This is a genomic window from Bordetella sp., from assembly GCF_051960075.1.
Classification (GTDB): domain Bacteria; phylum Pseudomonadota; class Gammaproteobacteria; order Burkholderiales; family Burkholderiaceae_B; genus Bordetella.
This window is the reverse complement of record NZ_JBQCER010000100.1, coordinates 21,861-37,524: the sequence shown is the minus strand read 5'-3', so window position 1 is coordinate 37,524 and position 15,664 is coordinate 21,861. Positions and strand designations below refer to the sequence as shown.

At 66.7% G+C, this 15,664-nt stretch carries 13 protein-coding genes and 1 pseudogene; 6 read left to right on the top strand and 8 right to left on the bottom strand.

Annotation, left to right across the window (positions count from 1 at the left end; all coding sequences use genetic code 11):
• The 6 genes and pseudogenes from ACTHJ1_RS17920 to ACTHJ1_RS17895 all read left to right on the top strand — a co-directional run.
• A pseudogene (locus ACTHJ1_RS17920) lies at positions 1–427 on the top strand (ABC transporter ATP-binding protein); the annotation flags it as partial.
• A 13-nt stretch (positions 428–440) separates the two neighbouring features.
• Complete coding sequence (cobO, locus tag ACTHJ1_RS17915) at positions 441–1,010, top strand: cob(I)yrinic acid a,c-diamide adenosyltransferase (RefSeq protein ID WP_440195351.1); 570 nt, start codon at positions 441–443, stop codon at positions 1,008–1,010.
• Positions 1,011–1,248: 238 nt separating this feature from the next.
• Positions 1,249–2,709, top strand: a complete 1,461-nt coding sequence (locus ACTHJ1_RS17910; protein WP_440195348.1) for a cobyric acid synthase — start codon at positions 1,249–1,251, stop codon at positions 2,707–2,709.
• Between the two features lie 15 nt (positions 2,710–2,724).
• Positions 2,725–3,771, top strand: coding sequence for a nicotinate-nucleotide--dimethylbenzimidazole phosphoribosyltransferase (gene cobT / locus ACTHJ1_RS17905; RefSeq protein WP_440195345.1), 1,047 nt, complete (start codon positions 2,725–2,727; stop codon positions 3,769–3,771).
• A 13-nt stretch (positions 3,772–3,784) separates the two neighbouring features.
• Positions 3,785–4,597 carry an adenosylcobinamide-GDP ribazoletransferase gene (locus tag ACTHJ1_RS17900; RefSeq protein WP_440195342.1) on the top strand — a complete coding sequence of 271 codons (813 nt, stop codon included), beginning with the start codon at positions 3,785–3,787 and terminating at the stop codon, positions 4,595–4,597.
• Positions 4,594–5,139 (top strand): histidine phosphatase family protein, encoded by a 546-nt coding sequence (locus ACTHJ1_RS17895; RefSeq protein WP_440195339.1) that lies wholly within the window; start codon positions 4,594–4,596, stop codon positions 5,137–5,139. The genes ACTHJ1_RS17900 and ACTHJ1_RS17895 overlap by 4 nt, the downstream gene beginning before the upstream one ends.
• Before the next feature lies 1 nt (position 5,140).
• Here ACTHJ1_RS17895 and ACTHJ1_RS17890 read toward each other — a convergent pair whose 3' ends face one another.
• The 8 genes from ACTHJ1_RS17890 to ACTHJ1_RS17855 form a co-directional block, all read right to left on the bottom strand.
• Entirely contained in the window at positions 5,141–5,659 is a 519-nt protein-coding gene (locus tag ACTHJ1_RS17890; RefSeq protein WP_440195336.1) for a MarR family winged helix-turn-helix transcriptional regulator, read from the bottom strand.
• Positions 5,660–5,774: 115 nt separating this feature from the next.
• Complete coding sequence (locus tag ACTHJ1_RS17885) at positions 5,775–6,959, bottom strand: thymidine phosphorylase (protein ID WP_440195333.1); 1,185 nt, start codon at positions 6,957–6,959, stop codon at positions 5,775–5,777.
• Between the two features lie 112 nt (positions 6,960–7,071).
• Entirely contained in the window at positions 7,072–7,848 is a 777-nt protein-coding gene (locus ACTHJ1_RS17880; protein ID WP_440195330.1) for an ABC transporter ATP-binding protein, read from the bottom strand.
• On the bottom strand, positions 7,845–8,630 hold the full coding sequence (locus tag ACTHJ1_RS17875; RefSeq protein WP_440195327.1) for an ABC transporter ATP-binding protein: 786 nt from the start codon (positions 8,628–8,630) through the stop codon (positions 7,845–7,847). Before ACTHJ1_RS17875 ends, ACTHJ1_RS17880 begins: the two co-directional genes overlap by 4 nt.
• The gene (locus tag ACTHJ1_RS17870; protein WP_440195324.1) at positions 8,627–10,558 is read right to left on the bottom strand and encodes an ABC transporter permease; all 1,932 of its coding nucleotides are present in this window, start codon (positions 10,556–10,558) and stop codon (positions 8,627–8,629) included. The genes ACTHJ1_RS17875 and ACTHJ1_RS17870 overlap by 4 nt, the downstream gene beginning before the upstream one ends.
• Before the next feature lie 108 nt (positions 10,559–10,666).
• Positions 10,667–11,896, bottom strand: coding sequence for an ABC transporter substrate-binding protein (locus tag ACTHJ1_RS17865; protein ID WP_440195321.1), 1,230 nt, complete (start codon positions 11,894–11,896; stop codon positions 10,667–10,669).
• 203 nt (positions 11,897–12,099) lie between these two features.
• Complete coding sequence (locus ACTHJ1_RS17860; protein WP_440195318.1) at positions 12,100–13,329, bottom strand: FAD-dependent monooxygenase; 1,230 nt, start codon at positions 13,327–13,329, stop codon at positions 12,100–12,102.
• A 28-nt stretch (positions 13,330–13,357) separates the two neighbouring features.
• Positions 13,358–15,655, bottom strand: coding sequence for a molybdopterin cofactor-binding domain-containing protein (locus ACTHJ1_RS17855; RefSeq protein ID WP_440195315.1), 2,298 nt, complete (start codon positions 15,653–15,655; stop codon positions 13,358–13,360).
• Positions 15,656–15,664: the final 9 nt, after the last annotated feature.

The window sequence follows — 15,664 nt, the reverse complement described above, 5'->3', positions numbered from 1 at the left end:
GCAACCGGCCCGCGGCGGGGTGCGCCGGGCGGTGGACGCGTGGCCGGCGGGGTCCGGGCTCTCCGGGGGCCGGCGCAATTTGCCGGGCGGCTTGCGCTCGGGGGTGTGGTGGGCGCGCCCCCTGGCCGTGCAGGCGGACATCGTGTTGATGGACGAACCGTTGGCCAATCTCGATCCGCCGCATCAGGCCGATTGGCTGCGCCTGGTGCGCGGCCTGGTCGCACAGGGCAAGACCGTGGTCAGCGTGCTGCACGAGATTTCGCTGGCCCTGCATGCCGACGATATCGTCGTGATGGCGCAGGGGCGTGTGCGCCATCAAGGCTCATGTCAGGCGAGCGAGACGCATCGAGCCGTCGAGCAGGTCTTTGACGAACGTGTACAGATACGGCAGGTCGGCGATCAGTGGATCTGCCTGCCTCGTCTTTGAATAGGAGAACCTCATGCAAATCGAAACGCCCCCGACCGACAAGCCTTACGACAAATCCGAAGGCGAGCGACGCGGCCTTGTCATCGTCAATACCGGCGACGGCAAAGGCAAGAGCACGGCCGCCTTCGGCCTGGCCATCCGCGCGCACGGCCGCGGCAAGCCGGTCAAGATCTTCCAGTTCATGAAGGTGCCGACTGCGCGCTTCGGCGAGCACCGCACCTTCGAAAAACTGGGCCTGCCCATCGTAGGGCTGGGCGACGGCTTCAGCTGGAAGAGCAAGGACCTGGAACGGTCCGCGCAGATCGCGCGCAACGGCTGGCAGAAGGCGCGCGCCGCGCTGCTGAGCGGCGAGTATTTCCTGGTGGTGCTCGACGAGGTCACCTATCCCCTGGTCTATGGCTGGGTTCCGCTCGAAGAAGTATTGCAGGCCTTGCGCGAGCGTCCTTCTCATGTGCACGTGGTGCTGACCGGCCGCCGCTGCCCGCAAGAGATCATCGACATGGCCGACACCGTGACGGAGATGACGCTGGTCAAACACGCCTTCGATCAAGGCATCCCCGCCCAGCGCGGCATCGAGGATTGATGAGCCGCTATCTGACGGCGGCCGGCAGGTGTTTCGCATCGCGCCGCCCCAATCGAGCGATCCCCCTCGGGGGGACGGCGCGCGGCGCCAAGGGGGCCTCGCGAGAGCCGGGCCGCCCCAATCGAGCGATCCCCCTCGGGGGGACGGCGCGCGGCGCCAAGGGGGCCTCGCGAGAGCCGGGCCGCCCCAATCGAGCGATCCCCCTCGGGGGGACGGCGCGCAGCGCCAAGGGGGCCTCGTGACCGCCCGTTGCGTCATGGTGCTGGGCACGACCAGCGGCGCCGGAAAAAGCTGGCTGGCCACGGCGCTGTGCCGCTGGTATGCGAACCAGGGGCTCAAGGTCGCGCCGTTCAAGGCGCAGAACATGAGCAATAACGCACGGGTCGCGGCTGCGGGCGAAGACCAGGGCGAAATCGGCTCGGCTCAGTATTTCCAGGCCCTGGCCGCGCGCGCGGCGCCGGACGTGCGCATGAATCCCTTGCTGCTCAAGCCCGAGGCCGATACGCACAGCCAGGTCGTGCTGCTGGGCAAGGTGGACGAGGCCCTGACGCGCCTGTCGTGGCGCGAACGCAGCGCGCGGGTCTGGCCGCCTATCGCGGCGGCGCTGGATGCGCTGCGCGCGCAGAACGACGTGGTCGTCATCGAAGGCGCAGGCTCGCCCGCCGAGATCAATCTCATGGACAGCGACATCGTCAACCTGCGCGTGGCCCGCCATGCGCAGGCGCGCTGCCTGCTCGTGACGGACATCGACCGCGGCGGCGCTTTCGCGCACCTGTACGGAACCTGGGCCTTGCTGCCACCCGAGGATCGCGAACGGATACGCGGCTTCGTGCTCAACAAATTCCGCGGCGATCCGGCGCTGCTGGCGCCGGCGCCGCAGCAACTCGAAGACATGACCGGCATTCCCACGGTGGCGGTGCTGCCCATGTGGCGCGAGCACGGCCTTCCGGAAGAAGACGGAGTCTTCGACGACCGCGCCATGGGCATCGGCCAGGCCGCGAAGACGATCGCCATCGTGGCGTATCCCCGCCTCAGCAATCTGGACGAATTCCAGTCGCTCAAGAGCCTGCCCGGCGTGCGGCTCGTCTGGTCGCGCGACCCGAAGGAGCTGGAAGGATTGAATGCGGACGACTGGATCGTCCTGCCCGGATCCAAACATACCAGCGGCGACCTCGCGTGGCTGCGCGCGCAAGGCCTGGATGAGGCGGTACTGCGGCATGCGGATCGCGGCGGCGCCGTGCTCGGCGTGTGCGGCGGATTGCAGATGCTGGGCGCCGAGATGACCGATCCGCACGGCATCGACGGCGAGGCGCAGGGCTTGGGGCTGCTGTCGCTGTCGACGGTCTTCGCCGCCGACAAGGTCGTGAGCCGTTGCGAGACGCGGTTCGGCGAGTTGACGGGCCGCTGGGCCGGATTGTCCGGGCTGCCGTTGCGCGGCTACGAGATTCATCATGGCCGGACCCGCTTTGTTGCGGGCGTCGCGCAAGCCGACGCGCGCGAGGTGATTCCCGGGCTGGCCTGGCAAAACGCCGCCGGCAACGTGCTGGGACTCTATGTGCACGGCCTGTTCGAAGAGCCCGCCGCGCTGCAGGCCTTGCTGAGCGGCACGACGCACGACGCCGATGCCGTCTTCGACGGCCTGGCGCAATTTCTCGAACGGCATGTCGATTCCGACCTGCTGTACGCTCTGATCTCCTGAAGGAATCGATATCTCATGGCTTTTTCCCTTCCCGTCATCGCCGATCTCGACGATCCCGATCTGGCCGGGCGCCTGCGGCACGCGCTGGACAACAAGACCAAGCCGGTGGGGTCGCTGGGCCGTCTTGAAACCCTGGCCACGCGTCTGGGGCTGATTCTAGGCGGCGCCTCGCCAGCGCTGCACGCGCCGCAGATGGTGGTGTTTGCCGGCGATCACGGCCTGGCCGCGCAGGGCGTGTCGGCCTATCCCAGCGACGTGACCTGGCAGATGGTCGAGAACTTCCTGGCGGGCGGCGCGGCGGTCAGCGTGCTGGCCCGCCAGCACGGCATCGCGCTGACGGTGGTCGACTGCGGCGTGAGGCACGACTTCGCGCCGCGCCCCGGCTTGTTGATACGCAAGATCGCAGCGGGCACCGCCGATGCGTCGCTGGCCCCGGCCATGACGCCGGCGCAGCGCGACGCGGCGCTGGAAAACGGCAAGGCCTTGTTGGACGATCTGCCGGGCAACGTGCTGCTGCTGGGCGAGATGGGTATCGGCAACACCTCGTCGGCCTCGCTGCTGCTGGCGCGTCTCGCGCAGCTCGACATTGCCGAGTGCACCGGCGCCGGCACGGGCCTGGACGATGCCGGCGTCGTCCGCAAGACCGCCATTCTGCGCAAGGTGCTCGCCAGGCACGAAGCCGCCCGGCAGCCGCTGGATGCGCTCGCGGCTTTCGGCGGCTTCGAGATCGCCACCATGGTGGGCGCCATTTTGCAGGCCGCTGCCCAGAACCGCGTGATCGTGGTCGACGGCTTCATCGTCGGCGCAGCCGTGCTGGTCGCCGGCCGCCTGGCTCCGCAGGTATTGCAGCGCTGCGTGTTCGCCCATCGCTCGGGCGAGCGCGGCCACGCCCTGATGCTGGCCGCCTTGTGCGGGGAGCCGCTGCTGGATCTGCAACTGCGCCTGGGAGAAGGATCGGGCGCGGCGCTGGCCTGGCCGTTGATGCAGTCGGCCTGCGCGATTCTGCGCGACATGGCGAGCTTCGAGTCCGCGGGCGTATCGCGCGAAGAAGGCAAACGCTGAGCGTCGGCCATCCATGAACGCCCTGCGCCATTTTTTGCTCGCGCTGCAGTTTTTCACGCGTATGCCGCTACCCAGGCGGCTTGCGTCCTGGGTAGGCTATAGCCCGCCGATGCAGCAGGCCTGTCTGGCCTATTTCCCCTTGGTCGGCGCGCTGGTCGGCGCGGCAGGCGCCATCTGCTTTCGCGTCGCCTTGTACCTGCTGCCTCATGTGGGCGCAGCGCCCTGGGTTGCTGCGGTGCTCGGCCTGATCGTGTCGGTAATGCTGACCGGCGCGTTTCACGAAGACGGCCTGGCCGATCTGGCCGATGGTCTGGGCGGCCATGTCGGTCGCGAACGCGCCCTGGAGATCATGAAGGATTCGCGCATCGGCAGCTATGGCGCGATTGCCCTGGCGCTGTCCCTGCTGCTCAGGATAGGCCTCATCGTCGCGCTGGCTCAGGTGAGTCCGGCGCTGGCCGCATGGGCCTGGTTCGCGGGTCACGCATTCTCGCGGCTGATGCCGGTCGGCATCGTCGCCGTGCTGCCGTATATCCGCGAGAACGGCTCCAAATCGGCGCTCACCGCGTCCGGTGCCGACGGCCGCGTCATGGCGGGCGCGCTGTTCTGGGCCCTGTCGGCGTTGGCCGCCGCATGCTGGCGCTACCCCGCCTTGTTCTGGATCGCCGGCGTGGCGGCCTGCATGCTGGCCTGGGCGGCCATGTATCGCCTTCTGCATCGGCGCCTGCAGGGCTATACCGGCGATGCGCTCGGAGCCACGCAACAGGTCTGCGAACTGGCGTTTTATCTGGGGCTGCTGCTGGGCGTGTCCGCAGCCGGTGCGATATGAAGCTGTGGCTGGCGCGGCATGCCGTGCCGTTGATCGAGCCGGGCATCTGCTACGGCAGTCTCGATATCGAGGCCGATGCGTCCGCCACGCAAGCCTGCGCGCGCGCCTTGGCGGCGGCGCTGCCGCAAGGCCTGCCGGTGCGGGTTTCGGGCTTGCGGCGCGCGGATCAGCTCGCGCAGGCCTTGGCGGCGCTGCGTGGCGATTTGCGGCCGGTGCGCGACGAGCGCCTGAACGAAATGGATTTCGGCACATGGGAAGGCGTTCCCTGGCTGGATATTTCTCAGGCCGATATCGACGCGTGGACGCGCGATTTTTCGCGCTACCGCGCGGGCGGCGCAGAGTGCGTGTCCGACGTGCTGCGGCGCGTGGCTCAGGCCTTGGCCGAGACGGCGGCGGATGCGGAAGCGGTCTGGATCACGCATGCCGGCGTGATACGCGCCGCGCATTACCTGGCCCGGCATGGCGCCACGGCGCCTACGGCCGCGTCATGGCCGGCGCAGGCGCCTGCTTTCGGCCAATGGACGCTGCTGTTGAATCCGTGAGTCAACCCTGGCCGTTGATGTGGCCGGGATTCGGCTCCGAGCCGATCATCTTCCTGAGCAGATAGAGCAGGGCCACGCGCTCGGCCTCGTTCAAGGTGCCGAAGGTTTCTTCGGTGATCGTGCGGGCGAAGGGTTCCATTTCCTCGACCATGCGCAGGCCGGCGGGGTTGAGGCTGGCGATGACTTTGCGCCGGTCGTCAGGGTCGGTATCGAGTTTGATCAGGCCGCGGCTCTTGAGCCGATCGACGACGCCGCGGATGGTGCTTTGATCGATGACCGTGAGCTTGACCAGGTCGATGATCGAAGAATGCGCGTGATCGCGCAGCGCGCACAGCACCACGAACTGCCCCACGGTGAGTTTGGAATCGGGGATGGACTGCTGGAACAGCGCGGTATGCCGCTGGTATGCGCGGCGCAGCAGGTGTCCGACCTGATCGGAGAACTCATAGCGCGCCGTGGTTTCGTCCGGCTTTTTCATCTGGACTGCGCCCTGCGCAGAGGCTTCTTTTTTATTGGACATGAGAGTTTTTTGCCTGAATGGCAGTCGATTCATGGAGAGCATGATAACGGCGATCCTGTCCGGATCGAGCCTGTGCCCCGGCGTGTTGCCGTCAGAGACCGGCGCAAACGAGGCATCACGCCAGCAGCGCTACGCCGCTGTGCCTACGGGCGTCGCGCACGGCCGCTTCCAGACCGCTCTGCGTGTCGGCGTGTATGCGGTAGAGCGGCTCGCCGGCCGTCACTCGACTGCCCGGTCGACACAGTAGGTCGACGCCGGCGCTCAGATCCCGCGGCGCGCCTGCCTGGCGAGCGATCGCGGTGATGCGCAGGCTGTCGACCTGTGCGACCGTGCCGTCTCGTTCGGCGCATTGTTCATGCGTATGGCGGCCCGGGTCGATGGGCGACGCGGCGCGGCCTTGCGCATCGATGATTTGCTCGAAAGCGGCCAGGGCCGCACCCGAGTCCAGCAGTTCCTGCGCCCGCTTGCGCCCGGCTTGAACACTGCCTACGCCTGGCGCCCAGGCCAAAATATGCGAGACCATCAGCAAGGATTTCTCGCGCAGGTCAGAAGGGGCATCCGGGTCGCCGCTCAGCACGCGGCGCGCGTCGCGCGCTTCGAGCGCCGGGCCGATGCCCGCGCCGATGGGGTGCGCCCCGTCGGTGATCAGCGCCTTGACGTGCAGCCCCATGCCGGCTCCGGTCTGCTCGAAAAGACGCTGAATTTCCTGCGCGTCTGCACGCGTGCGCAGCTTGGTCCGCGGGCCGCAGGGCAGGTCGACGACGACGTGTGTCGAACCTGCCGAATATTTCTTGGACAAAATGGAGGCGACCGACCAGCGGTTCGATTGCAGATTGAGCGCCAGAGTACGCGCATTGATGCGGTCGTCGATCAGCGAATGATTGAGCCTGCCGTTCCAGACAATGCAGGCGCTAGCCTGGGCAACGCAGCGTCGTACCTCTTGCGGATCGAGGTCGACCCTGGCGACAGTCTGCATGGCGTCGGCCGTGCCGGCCGCCGACGTGATCGCGCGCGACGACGTCTTGGGCATGGTCAGGCCGTGTGCCGCGACGATGGGCACGATGACGAGCGTGATGCGGTTGCCCGCTACGCCACCCAGCGAGTGCTTGTCGACCACGATGGGCGCGTTCCAGACGATGCGCGGCATGGCGCGCGAGCGCGCCTTGGCCAGCGCCAGCACCTCGGCGTCGTCCAGGTGCGCCACGGCCTGCATGAGGAATGCGTCTATTGCCGCGTCGTCCAGCCGGCCGTTCACGATATCGTCGATGATGGCGGCATAGTGTTCTTCGGTCAGAGGCATGGTGCACGGCTCGTCAAAATGCAGGGTACATACTACCCAAGTCCCGAATGAAAAACGCCCCATGAGACGTTCATGGGGCGTTCGAAAGGCGCGTCTGTGGCGGCGAGTCGTTTCAAACCGAGAGATAAGCCCGTCGTATCTCGTCGTTGGCGGCTAGCTCCGCCATGGTGCCTTCGAACTTGATCTGACCTTTTTCGAGCACATAGGCGCGGTCGGACACCAGTTCGGCGAAATGCATGTTCTGCTCGGACAGGAGGATGCTCGCACCCTTGGCCTTGAGCTGCAGGATCATGTGCGCCATCTGTTCCACGATGACCGGCGCCACGCCTTCGGAGGGTTCGTCCAGCAGCACCAGAAAGGGGTTGCCCATGAGCGTGCGGGCTACCGTCAGCATCTGCTGCTCGCCGCCGCTCATATTGCCGCCCGGCCTGTCCTGCATGGCCCCCAGGTTGGGAAAAAGCTCGTACAGCGCGGCTGGCGTCCAGGTCAGCGCTTCGCTGCCGTCGGGCCAGCGGCGCGGCGGCTGGCGGCCCACGTCCAGGTTTTCGGTCACGGTGAGATCGGTGAAGATGCGGCGGTCCTCCGGCACGAAGCCCAGCCCCAGGCGCGCGATCTCGTAAGGCTGCAGACCCATGATGGGCTTGCCCATGAAGCTTATCTGGCCCAGCCGCTTGCCCAGCAGACCCATGATGGCCTTGAAAGTCGTGGACTTGCCCGCGCCGTTGCGCCCCATCAGCGCCACGACCTCGCCGCGCCGCACATTGAGCGACACGTCGAACAGGATGTGGGCCGAACCGTACCAGGCATTGAGCGCCTCGACTTGCAGCAGCGTCGGACGATCCTGCGCGGCGGCGCCCGACACGGGAGTTTCAAGCACAGCGGAGTTCATTGCGCGGCCTCCTGCATGGCCTTGTCCTTCTCGAAAGTCTTGCCTGTGCCGAAATACACTTCCTGCACCTTGGGGTGATTGCGGATCTGCTCCGCGCTACCTTCGGCGATGAGCCGGCCGCGCGCGAGCACGATCATGCGGTCGGCGTGGGCGAACACCACGTCCATGCTGTGCTCGGTGAACAGCACGGACATGCGCCGCTCGACCACCAGGCGCTTGGTCAGCGCCATGAGATCGTTGCGCTCCTTGGGCGCCATGCCCGCGGTGGGCTCGTCCATGAGCAGGAGCTTGGGGTCGTTGGCCAGGCCCATGGCCAGCTCGACGCGTTTGACGTCGCCGTAGGCCAGCTCGCTGCAGGGGCGGTCGGCCTGGCTTTCCATGCCGACCTGGGTCAGCAAGTCGCGCGCTTGCTCGCGATATTGCTTCGCGGCCGGCTTCCACAGGCCGAAGGTACGGCCATGATGCGACAGCAGCGCCATCTGCACATTCTCGACCACGGTCAGCGAGGCGAACGTGGCGGCGATCTGGAAGGTGCGGCCCACGCCGCGGCGCCAGATGTCGCGCGGCTTCATGCCCACCAGATCGACGCCGTTGAAGACGACCGAGCCGGATGTGGCCGCCAGTTGCCCGCCCACCATATTGAAGGTCGTGGACTTGCCCGCGCCGTTGGGGCCGATGAGCGCCAGCAGTTCGCCCTCGGCAATGTCGAAGTCGATGCCGTCCACGGCCTTGACGCCGCCGAAGGCCTTGCTCAGATTGCGCACTTGCAGCAGCACCGTCATGCTTGCTTCTCCTTGGCAGTCGCCGCGCCGGTGTCGCGGCGCGCATTCCATTGTTCGGCGACGTGCCGGAAGAAGCCCACAATGCCCTGCGGAAAGGCCATCACCAGGAGCAGGATGATGCCGCCGAACACGGCATGCCAATAATCCGTGGCGTTGATGATGTAATCCTGCAGCACGTTGAACACGGCTGCGCCCACGACCGGGCCGAGCAGGGTCTGCACGCCACCCAGCAGCACCATCACCAGGCCGTCGACCGATTTGCTCACGCCCATGACTTCGGGCGATATGGTGCCCTTGGCGAACACGAAGAGCGCGCCGGCCACGCCCGCGAAGATGCCGGCGATGACGAAAGCCGACCACTGCACGCGCTTGACGTCGATGCCCACGGCGTCGGCGCGCAAGGCCGAGTCGCGGCCGGCGCGCAGCGCATAGCCGAACGGCGCGAACAGAATGCGACGCATGAGGAAGATGGACAGCACCACCAACGCCAGCGTCAGGTAGTAGTAGGCCGTGCCGCCCAGCCAGCTTGCCGGCCAGACGCCGATCATGCCGTTCGAGCCGCCGGTGACGTCGTCCCACTGGAACACGATCGACCATACGATCTGCGAGAAGGCCAGCGTGAGCATGGCCAGATAGACGCCCGACAGGCGCACGCAGAACCAGCCGAAGAGCAGCGCGCCCGCACCCGCGATCAGCGGGGCGAGGGCCAGCGCGAGCGGCATGGGCATGGTCAGCGACTTGATCAGAATGCCCGCACCGTAGGCGCCCAGGCCGTAATACGCGGCATGGCCGAACGAAGCCATGCCGCCCGGCCCCATGATGAAGTGCAGACTCACGGCGAACAGCGCTGCGGTGAGCACGTCCTGCATGAGCACCGGGGCATAGGGCAGATGGGTCGACAGCAGCGGCAGCACGGCCAGGGCCAGCACCACGACGGCGACGATCGCCTTGAAGGCTGGCGTACCCGGGCGCAGCGGCGCTTCGACCGGGGCGCTGTTGCGGCTGGCACCTTGCTGGCGTCCCATCAGGCCCCAGGGCCGGAAGACCAGAACCAGCGCCATCACCAGAAACTCCACCACCAGGGTGAGCTTGGTGAAGGAGAACGGAATGCCGAAGAAATGCACGAGCCCGAGGCCGATGCACAGCGACTTGACCTCGGCGATGAGCAGAGCCGCAAGATAGGCGCCGGGAATGGATCCCATGCCGCCGACCACCACCACCACGAAGGCGTCGGCGATGGTGCTCAGGTCCAGGCCGAGGCTGGCAGGCTCGCGCGGCAGCTGCACTGCGCCGCCCATGCCTGCCAGCAGCGTTCCCAACGCGAACACGCCGGTGAAGAGCCAGGCCTGGTTGATGCCCAGTGCGCCGAGCATTTCGCGGTCTTGCGTGGCGGCACGGATCAGCGTGCCCCAGCGCGTGCGCGTCAACAGCAGCCACAGCAGCGCCAGCACGATGGGGCCGACGACGATCAGGAAAATGTCGTAGCTGGGAAATTGGCGGCCCAGGATGGCGACGGCGCCCTTCATGCCCGGCGCGCGCCGGCCCAGCAGATCCGCGGGGCCGCACAGCCATAGCACCGCGTCGTTGACGACCAGCACCAGCGCGAAAGTGGCCAGCAGCTGGAACAGCTCGGGCGCCTTGTAGATGCGCCGCAGCAGCACGATCTCGACCGCCGCGCCGAGCAGGCCGGTGACGAGGGAGGCCAGCGCCATGCCGCCCCAATAGCCCCATGCCCCTGCACCTGCGCTCGCGAATTGCTCCGTCAGCGTGTAGGCCAGATAGATGCCCACCATGAAAAAAGAGCCGTGGGCGAAATTCAGTACGCGCGTGACCCCGAAGATCAGCGAAAGGCCGACCGCGACCAGGAATAGCGAAGACGCTTCGGCCAGACCGTTGAGCAGTTGGGCCAGTAATGCGGAAAAGTCCATGTAGAGTCTCGACCGATACGGATGCGTGGCTCGAAAAATCAGTTTTCAGGTGTGTCGATTCAAACAGCGCCGAGCCGCGCGAGGCGGCCCGGCGCAGGGGCGGCGCGATCAGTTCGCGTCGGCCGGACGCAGCTTGCGCACCACGTCGTCGGGCGGCAGCAGCTTGTCGCCGGGTACGTAGTGGTAGTCGACCATGACGCCCTTGCCGTCCTGCAGGGCGAGCTTGCCCACGTACAGGCCGAACGTGGCTTGATGGTCGATGGCGCGGTATTGCATCGGACCGTCAGGCGTATCGAGCTTCAGGCCGCTGAAGGCCTTGATCATCGATTCGGTATCGGCCTTGCCGCCCGACACCTTCAGCGCGGCTTCGATGGATTTGATCGCGTCGTAGCCGATAATCGAGCCGAAGCGCAGCGGCACCTTGCCGTACTTGTCCTGGTAAGCCTTGAGGAAAGCCAGATGGGCCGGCGTCTTGATGCTGTACCAGGGGTAGCCCGTCACGGTCCAGTTGGGCGGGATCTCGTCGCGCAGCGGTTCGAGGTATTCGGGCTGGCCGGTGATGATGGAGAACACGGGCGTCTTGGCGGTCAGCAGGCCGCGCGTCTCGCCTTCGCGCACGAACTGGGCGAGGTCGGAGCCGAACAGGGCATTGAAAATGGCGTCGGGCTTGGCGTCGATGATGGCCTGCGTGACGCTGCCGGCATCGATCTTGCCGATGGGCGGCGCCTGCTCGGTCACGAACTGGACGTCGGGCTCGCGCGCCTTGAGTTGTTCCTTGAAGGCCTTGGCCGCGGCGGTGCCGAATTCATAATTGGGGTAGACCAGCGCCCAGCGCTTCTTGCCCGATTTGACGGCATCGTCGATCAGCGCCGACGACAGCATGTAGGTCGAAGCGTCCAGGCGGAAGGTATAGCGGTTGCCGGCCGACCAGACGATGTTGTCCGACAGCGCCTCGGTGATGAGCATGAAGCGCTTTTTCTGCTTGGCGAAGTCGGTCAGGGCCGTGCCGATGTTGGCATAGAAGGAGCCGGCGAGGATATCGACGTTGTCCTTGTCGATCAGCTCCTGGGCCGCGCGCACGGCGTCGCCGGGGTTGGCGTTGTCGTCGCGCGTGATCAGTTCGAGCTTTTTGCCGTCGACGCCGCCTTTGGCGTTGATTTCGTCGATGGCCAGCATCATGCCCTTCTTGTAGCCGTCGGTGAAGACGGGCTGGGACTTATAGCTGTTGACCTCGCCTATCTTGATGACGCCGCTGGCCTGGGCCGGCTGTCCCGCCAGCGTCAGGGCCATGAGGCCCGCCGCAGCGGATAGTCCGAACGTTGTTACCTTGATCTTCATGAATGCACTCCCTGTGGTTGATACATCGTCATGCTTAAACAAAGCCCGTCGTTCGGTCGATTTCGCATACCGGCCGTTGGACTCGATGGGTGGTTTCTGCCGCTTGAAAAAATCTGTCGGTGCGTTGATTTATCTCTGTCCGAGAAATGCACGAGCGCAATATAGCCGTTGCGGATAGATGCTCTTGGATAAGCGTGCACGCTCTAGTTTTCCTGGGTTTCGCGCTCGAATCGCTCGCGGCAATTCGTGGCGTCGTACTGATAGACCCATTCGGCCTTGATGCCCACGGCGTTGGGGTTTCTGGCCTGTTCGGCCTTGTATTCCTGATCGCGCTTTTTCAGGTCCTCGGGCGAAGACATGTGATAGGTGCGTCCTCGCTCGCGCGCCTCGAGTTGCACGCGGGCGGTGCGCGGGCGGCGTTCGCCTTCGTAGGCGCGGAGCGCGGCAGGAACGTCGGCGCCGAAATGGGCGAGCGCCTGGGCCAGCACATAGGCATCTTCGATGGCCATGGCCGCGCCTTGCGACAGAAAAGGCAGCATGGGATGCGCCGCGTCGCCCAGCAGCGTGACGCGGTCTCTGGACCAGCGCGCCATGGGATCGCGGTCGAACAAGCCCCACTTGTAGATTTGCTCGGGATCGGTACGCCGGAACAGCGCTATCAGGTCCTCATGCCAGCCCGCGAAACCGTTCAGCAGCTCCTGCTGCGTGCTTTTCACGGTCCAGGATTCCTCGACCCAGTCGCTGTTTTCGCTGACCGCAACGATGTTTACCGCCGCTCCGCCCTTGACGTAGTAGGTCACCACGTGGCCTTTGGGGCCCATCCAGAACGCGGCGTCGGGGCTGACAAAGGGCAGGGGATGCCTATCGACCTGGACCAGTCCGCGCCAGCACATGTGGCCGGTGTAGTGTGCGGGCTCCTTGCCCCACAATGCATCGCGCACCGCCGAATGAATGCCGTCGGCACCCACGATGAGGTCGGCCTCGAAGCGGCTGCCGTCGGAAAAATTCGCCACGGCTTGTGCGCCTTCGTGAGCGATGCCTGTGCACTGCGCACCCAGCATCGCCTTGTCGGCGGGGATGTCCTGGCACAGCGCCGCGTGCAGATCGGCGCGGTGCACGTGATAGAACTCGGCCCCGAATAGCGCCGGGCACGTCGTCTTGAGCGGCGTGCGGAACAGCTCCTGGCCGGTCTGCCCATTGCGGCCGACCATGGCCTCGGGCAGGAAACCCATGCGGCGCAGGTTCTCGCCCAGGCCCAACGCCTTGAGAACCTTGACGGCGTTGGGCGTCATCTGCACGCCGGCGCCCACCTCGCCGAACGCCGAGGCTTTCTCGAACAGGCGATAGTCGATGCCGACCGCGTCCAGCGAGCGGGCCAGGGCCACGCCGCCGATGCCGCCGCCGATGATGCCGATGCGCAGGCGTTTCTGCATGGTGTGTTTCTCTCCGTTCTCTGGGGTCCTAGGCGCTCTGCAGTTCGGGCGCTGCGCGCAGGGCCTGCCGCACGATGTCGGGCGTGAAAGGCGGCGCATAAAAACGTGCACCGGTCGCGTCGAACAGGGCGTTGGCGATCGCGGCCGTGCCCGGCACCGAGGCCGATTCGCCCGCGCCCATCGGGGGCTCGCTCTGGCGCGGCATGAGCACCACGTCGATCTCGGGCAGCTCGGTGAAATTGAGGATGGGATAGGCGCCCCAGTCGCGGCTGGCCACGCCCCGTTCGTCGAATCTGACTTTTTCGAGCAGCGCGCGGCTCAGCGTCTGCACGACGTTGCCGTGCAACTGATGGCGAACGCCGTCGGGGTTGACTACCAGGCCGGTGTCCTGGCCGGCGATCACGCGCTCGATCACGATGCGGCCGGTGGCGGGATGCACGGACAGATCGACCACCCAGGCGCTCCAGGCTGCGCCGAATCCCGGAAACCGGCTGTGCACGTAGCGGGCGTAGGCCACGCCGCGTCCGCGCAGCAGGCCGTCGGCGCCGGGCTGTCCGCGGCTGCCGGGGAGGTTTGCGCGCCAGACCGCGCGCGCGGCAGTGGCTTGCAGCAGATCGCGGGCGCGGCTGTCGTCCAGATGCCGCAGGCGATATTCGACGGGATCGGCGTTCGCGGCATGCGCGAGTTCGTCGACCATGCATTCGTGCGCGAAGGCGTTGGGCAGGGCCGAGACGCCGCGCAGCCACGAGGCGCGCATCAGCGGCGGCATATCGTGACAGACAATGTTCAGATGCGGATAACGATAGGGCGGTACGGCGGTGCGGTCGCCCATTTCCAGTGTGCGCGGCTGGCCCGAGATCCGGCCCGTAAGAAGCAGCGCCAGCAGCGGCGCGTCGTTTGAGGGATAGCGCACCGAGAAGTCATAGGCCAGCAGATCGCCGCGCGCATCGAGCGCGGCGTCGACATCGATCAGTTGCGCCGTGCCTTTGGGTTCCCATAGATGTTCCTGCTCGCGCATGAGTTGCACGCGCACGGGAGCGCCGTCGGCCATGGCCAGCAGCGCGGCGTCGCCGCAGACGTCGTCGGCGCAGTTGCGTCCGTAGCAGCCCGCGGCTTCCATGCGCACGATCTCGATCCGGTCTTCGCCCAGTTGCAGCAGCCGGTCGAGATCGACGCGCAGCATGTGCGGGTTTTGCGATCCGGACCAGACCGTCAGGCGCTCTTGCTCGTAGCTGGCCACGGCGCAGGAAGGACCGATGGAGGCATGCATCTGATAGGGCCAGACGTAGGTGCGCTTGCGCCGCACGGCCGCTTTCGCGCCTATCTGCGCGGCGTCGCCGTCGGCGCGCAGCGGGCGCGCAACGCACGGCTGGGCGCGCAGCGCGTCAGCCAGATCGGACAGATCGGGCGCGGCAGGAATCTCGCGCCAGCGCACTTGCAGTGCGTGCATGGCGGCGATGGCCTGTTCTTCGCGATCTGCGACCACACCGACGAAGTCGCCGCGAACCACCACCCGGATCCTGCCGGGCAAATGCGCCACCGACGATTCATCGACCGACAGCAGGCTGCGGCCGATGAAATCGCCGCTATCGCGTCCGGGGTAGGGTGGGCGCACCACGCGGCCATGCCGCATGCCGGGCAGGCGCATGTCGTGCACGAAAGCAAGCTGGCCCGTGGCCTTGGCCGGAATGTCCACACGCGGTGCGCTGCGCCCCACCAGCCGGTATTCGGCGACGGGTTTCAGCTTTACCGATTCGTCGGACACCGCCAGCGGCAGGCGCTCGTGCAGGCCGCGCAGCAGTTCGCCGTAGGCGATGCGCCGCGCGTCGCCGGGGGGAGCGGAGACGATGCCGTCGCGAACACGCAGCGTGTGCGCCGGCACGTTCCAGCGGCGGGCGGCCAGCGCCAGAAGATGTTCGCGCGCCTGCGCCGCGGCGCGGCGCAAAGGCTCGGCGGTGATCTGAATGGTTGCGCTGGCGATGGTCGGCCCCTGGTTGGGCGCGGCATCGGTATGGCCGAGCACCATGTCCAGCCGGTCGAGGGGCACCTCGAGCTCGTCGGCCGCGATCTGCGCGAGCGAGGTGCGGATGCCGGTGCCCAGGTCCACGTGGCCGTTGAAGGCCAGGGCGCGCCAGCCCGAGGGATGGCTGTCGTCGCACAGAACCGCCACGAAGATTTCCGGTGTGGCGGGAACATAGGTCGAGGCGGCGCCGGGCTGACCCGGTGCGGGCGCGGGCGGCGCCACCGGATCGCGCACGACCAGCAGCGCGCCGACGTGGCTCAGCAGGCCGTCGTGCAGGGCTTTGGGCTGGAACGGCGCGGTCATGGCAGAGCG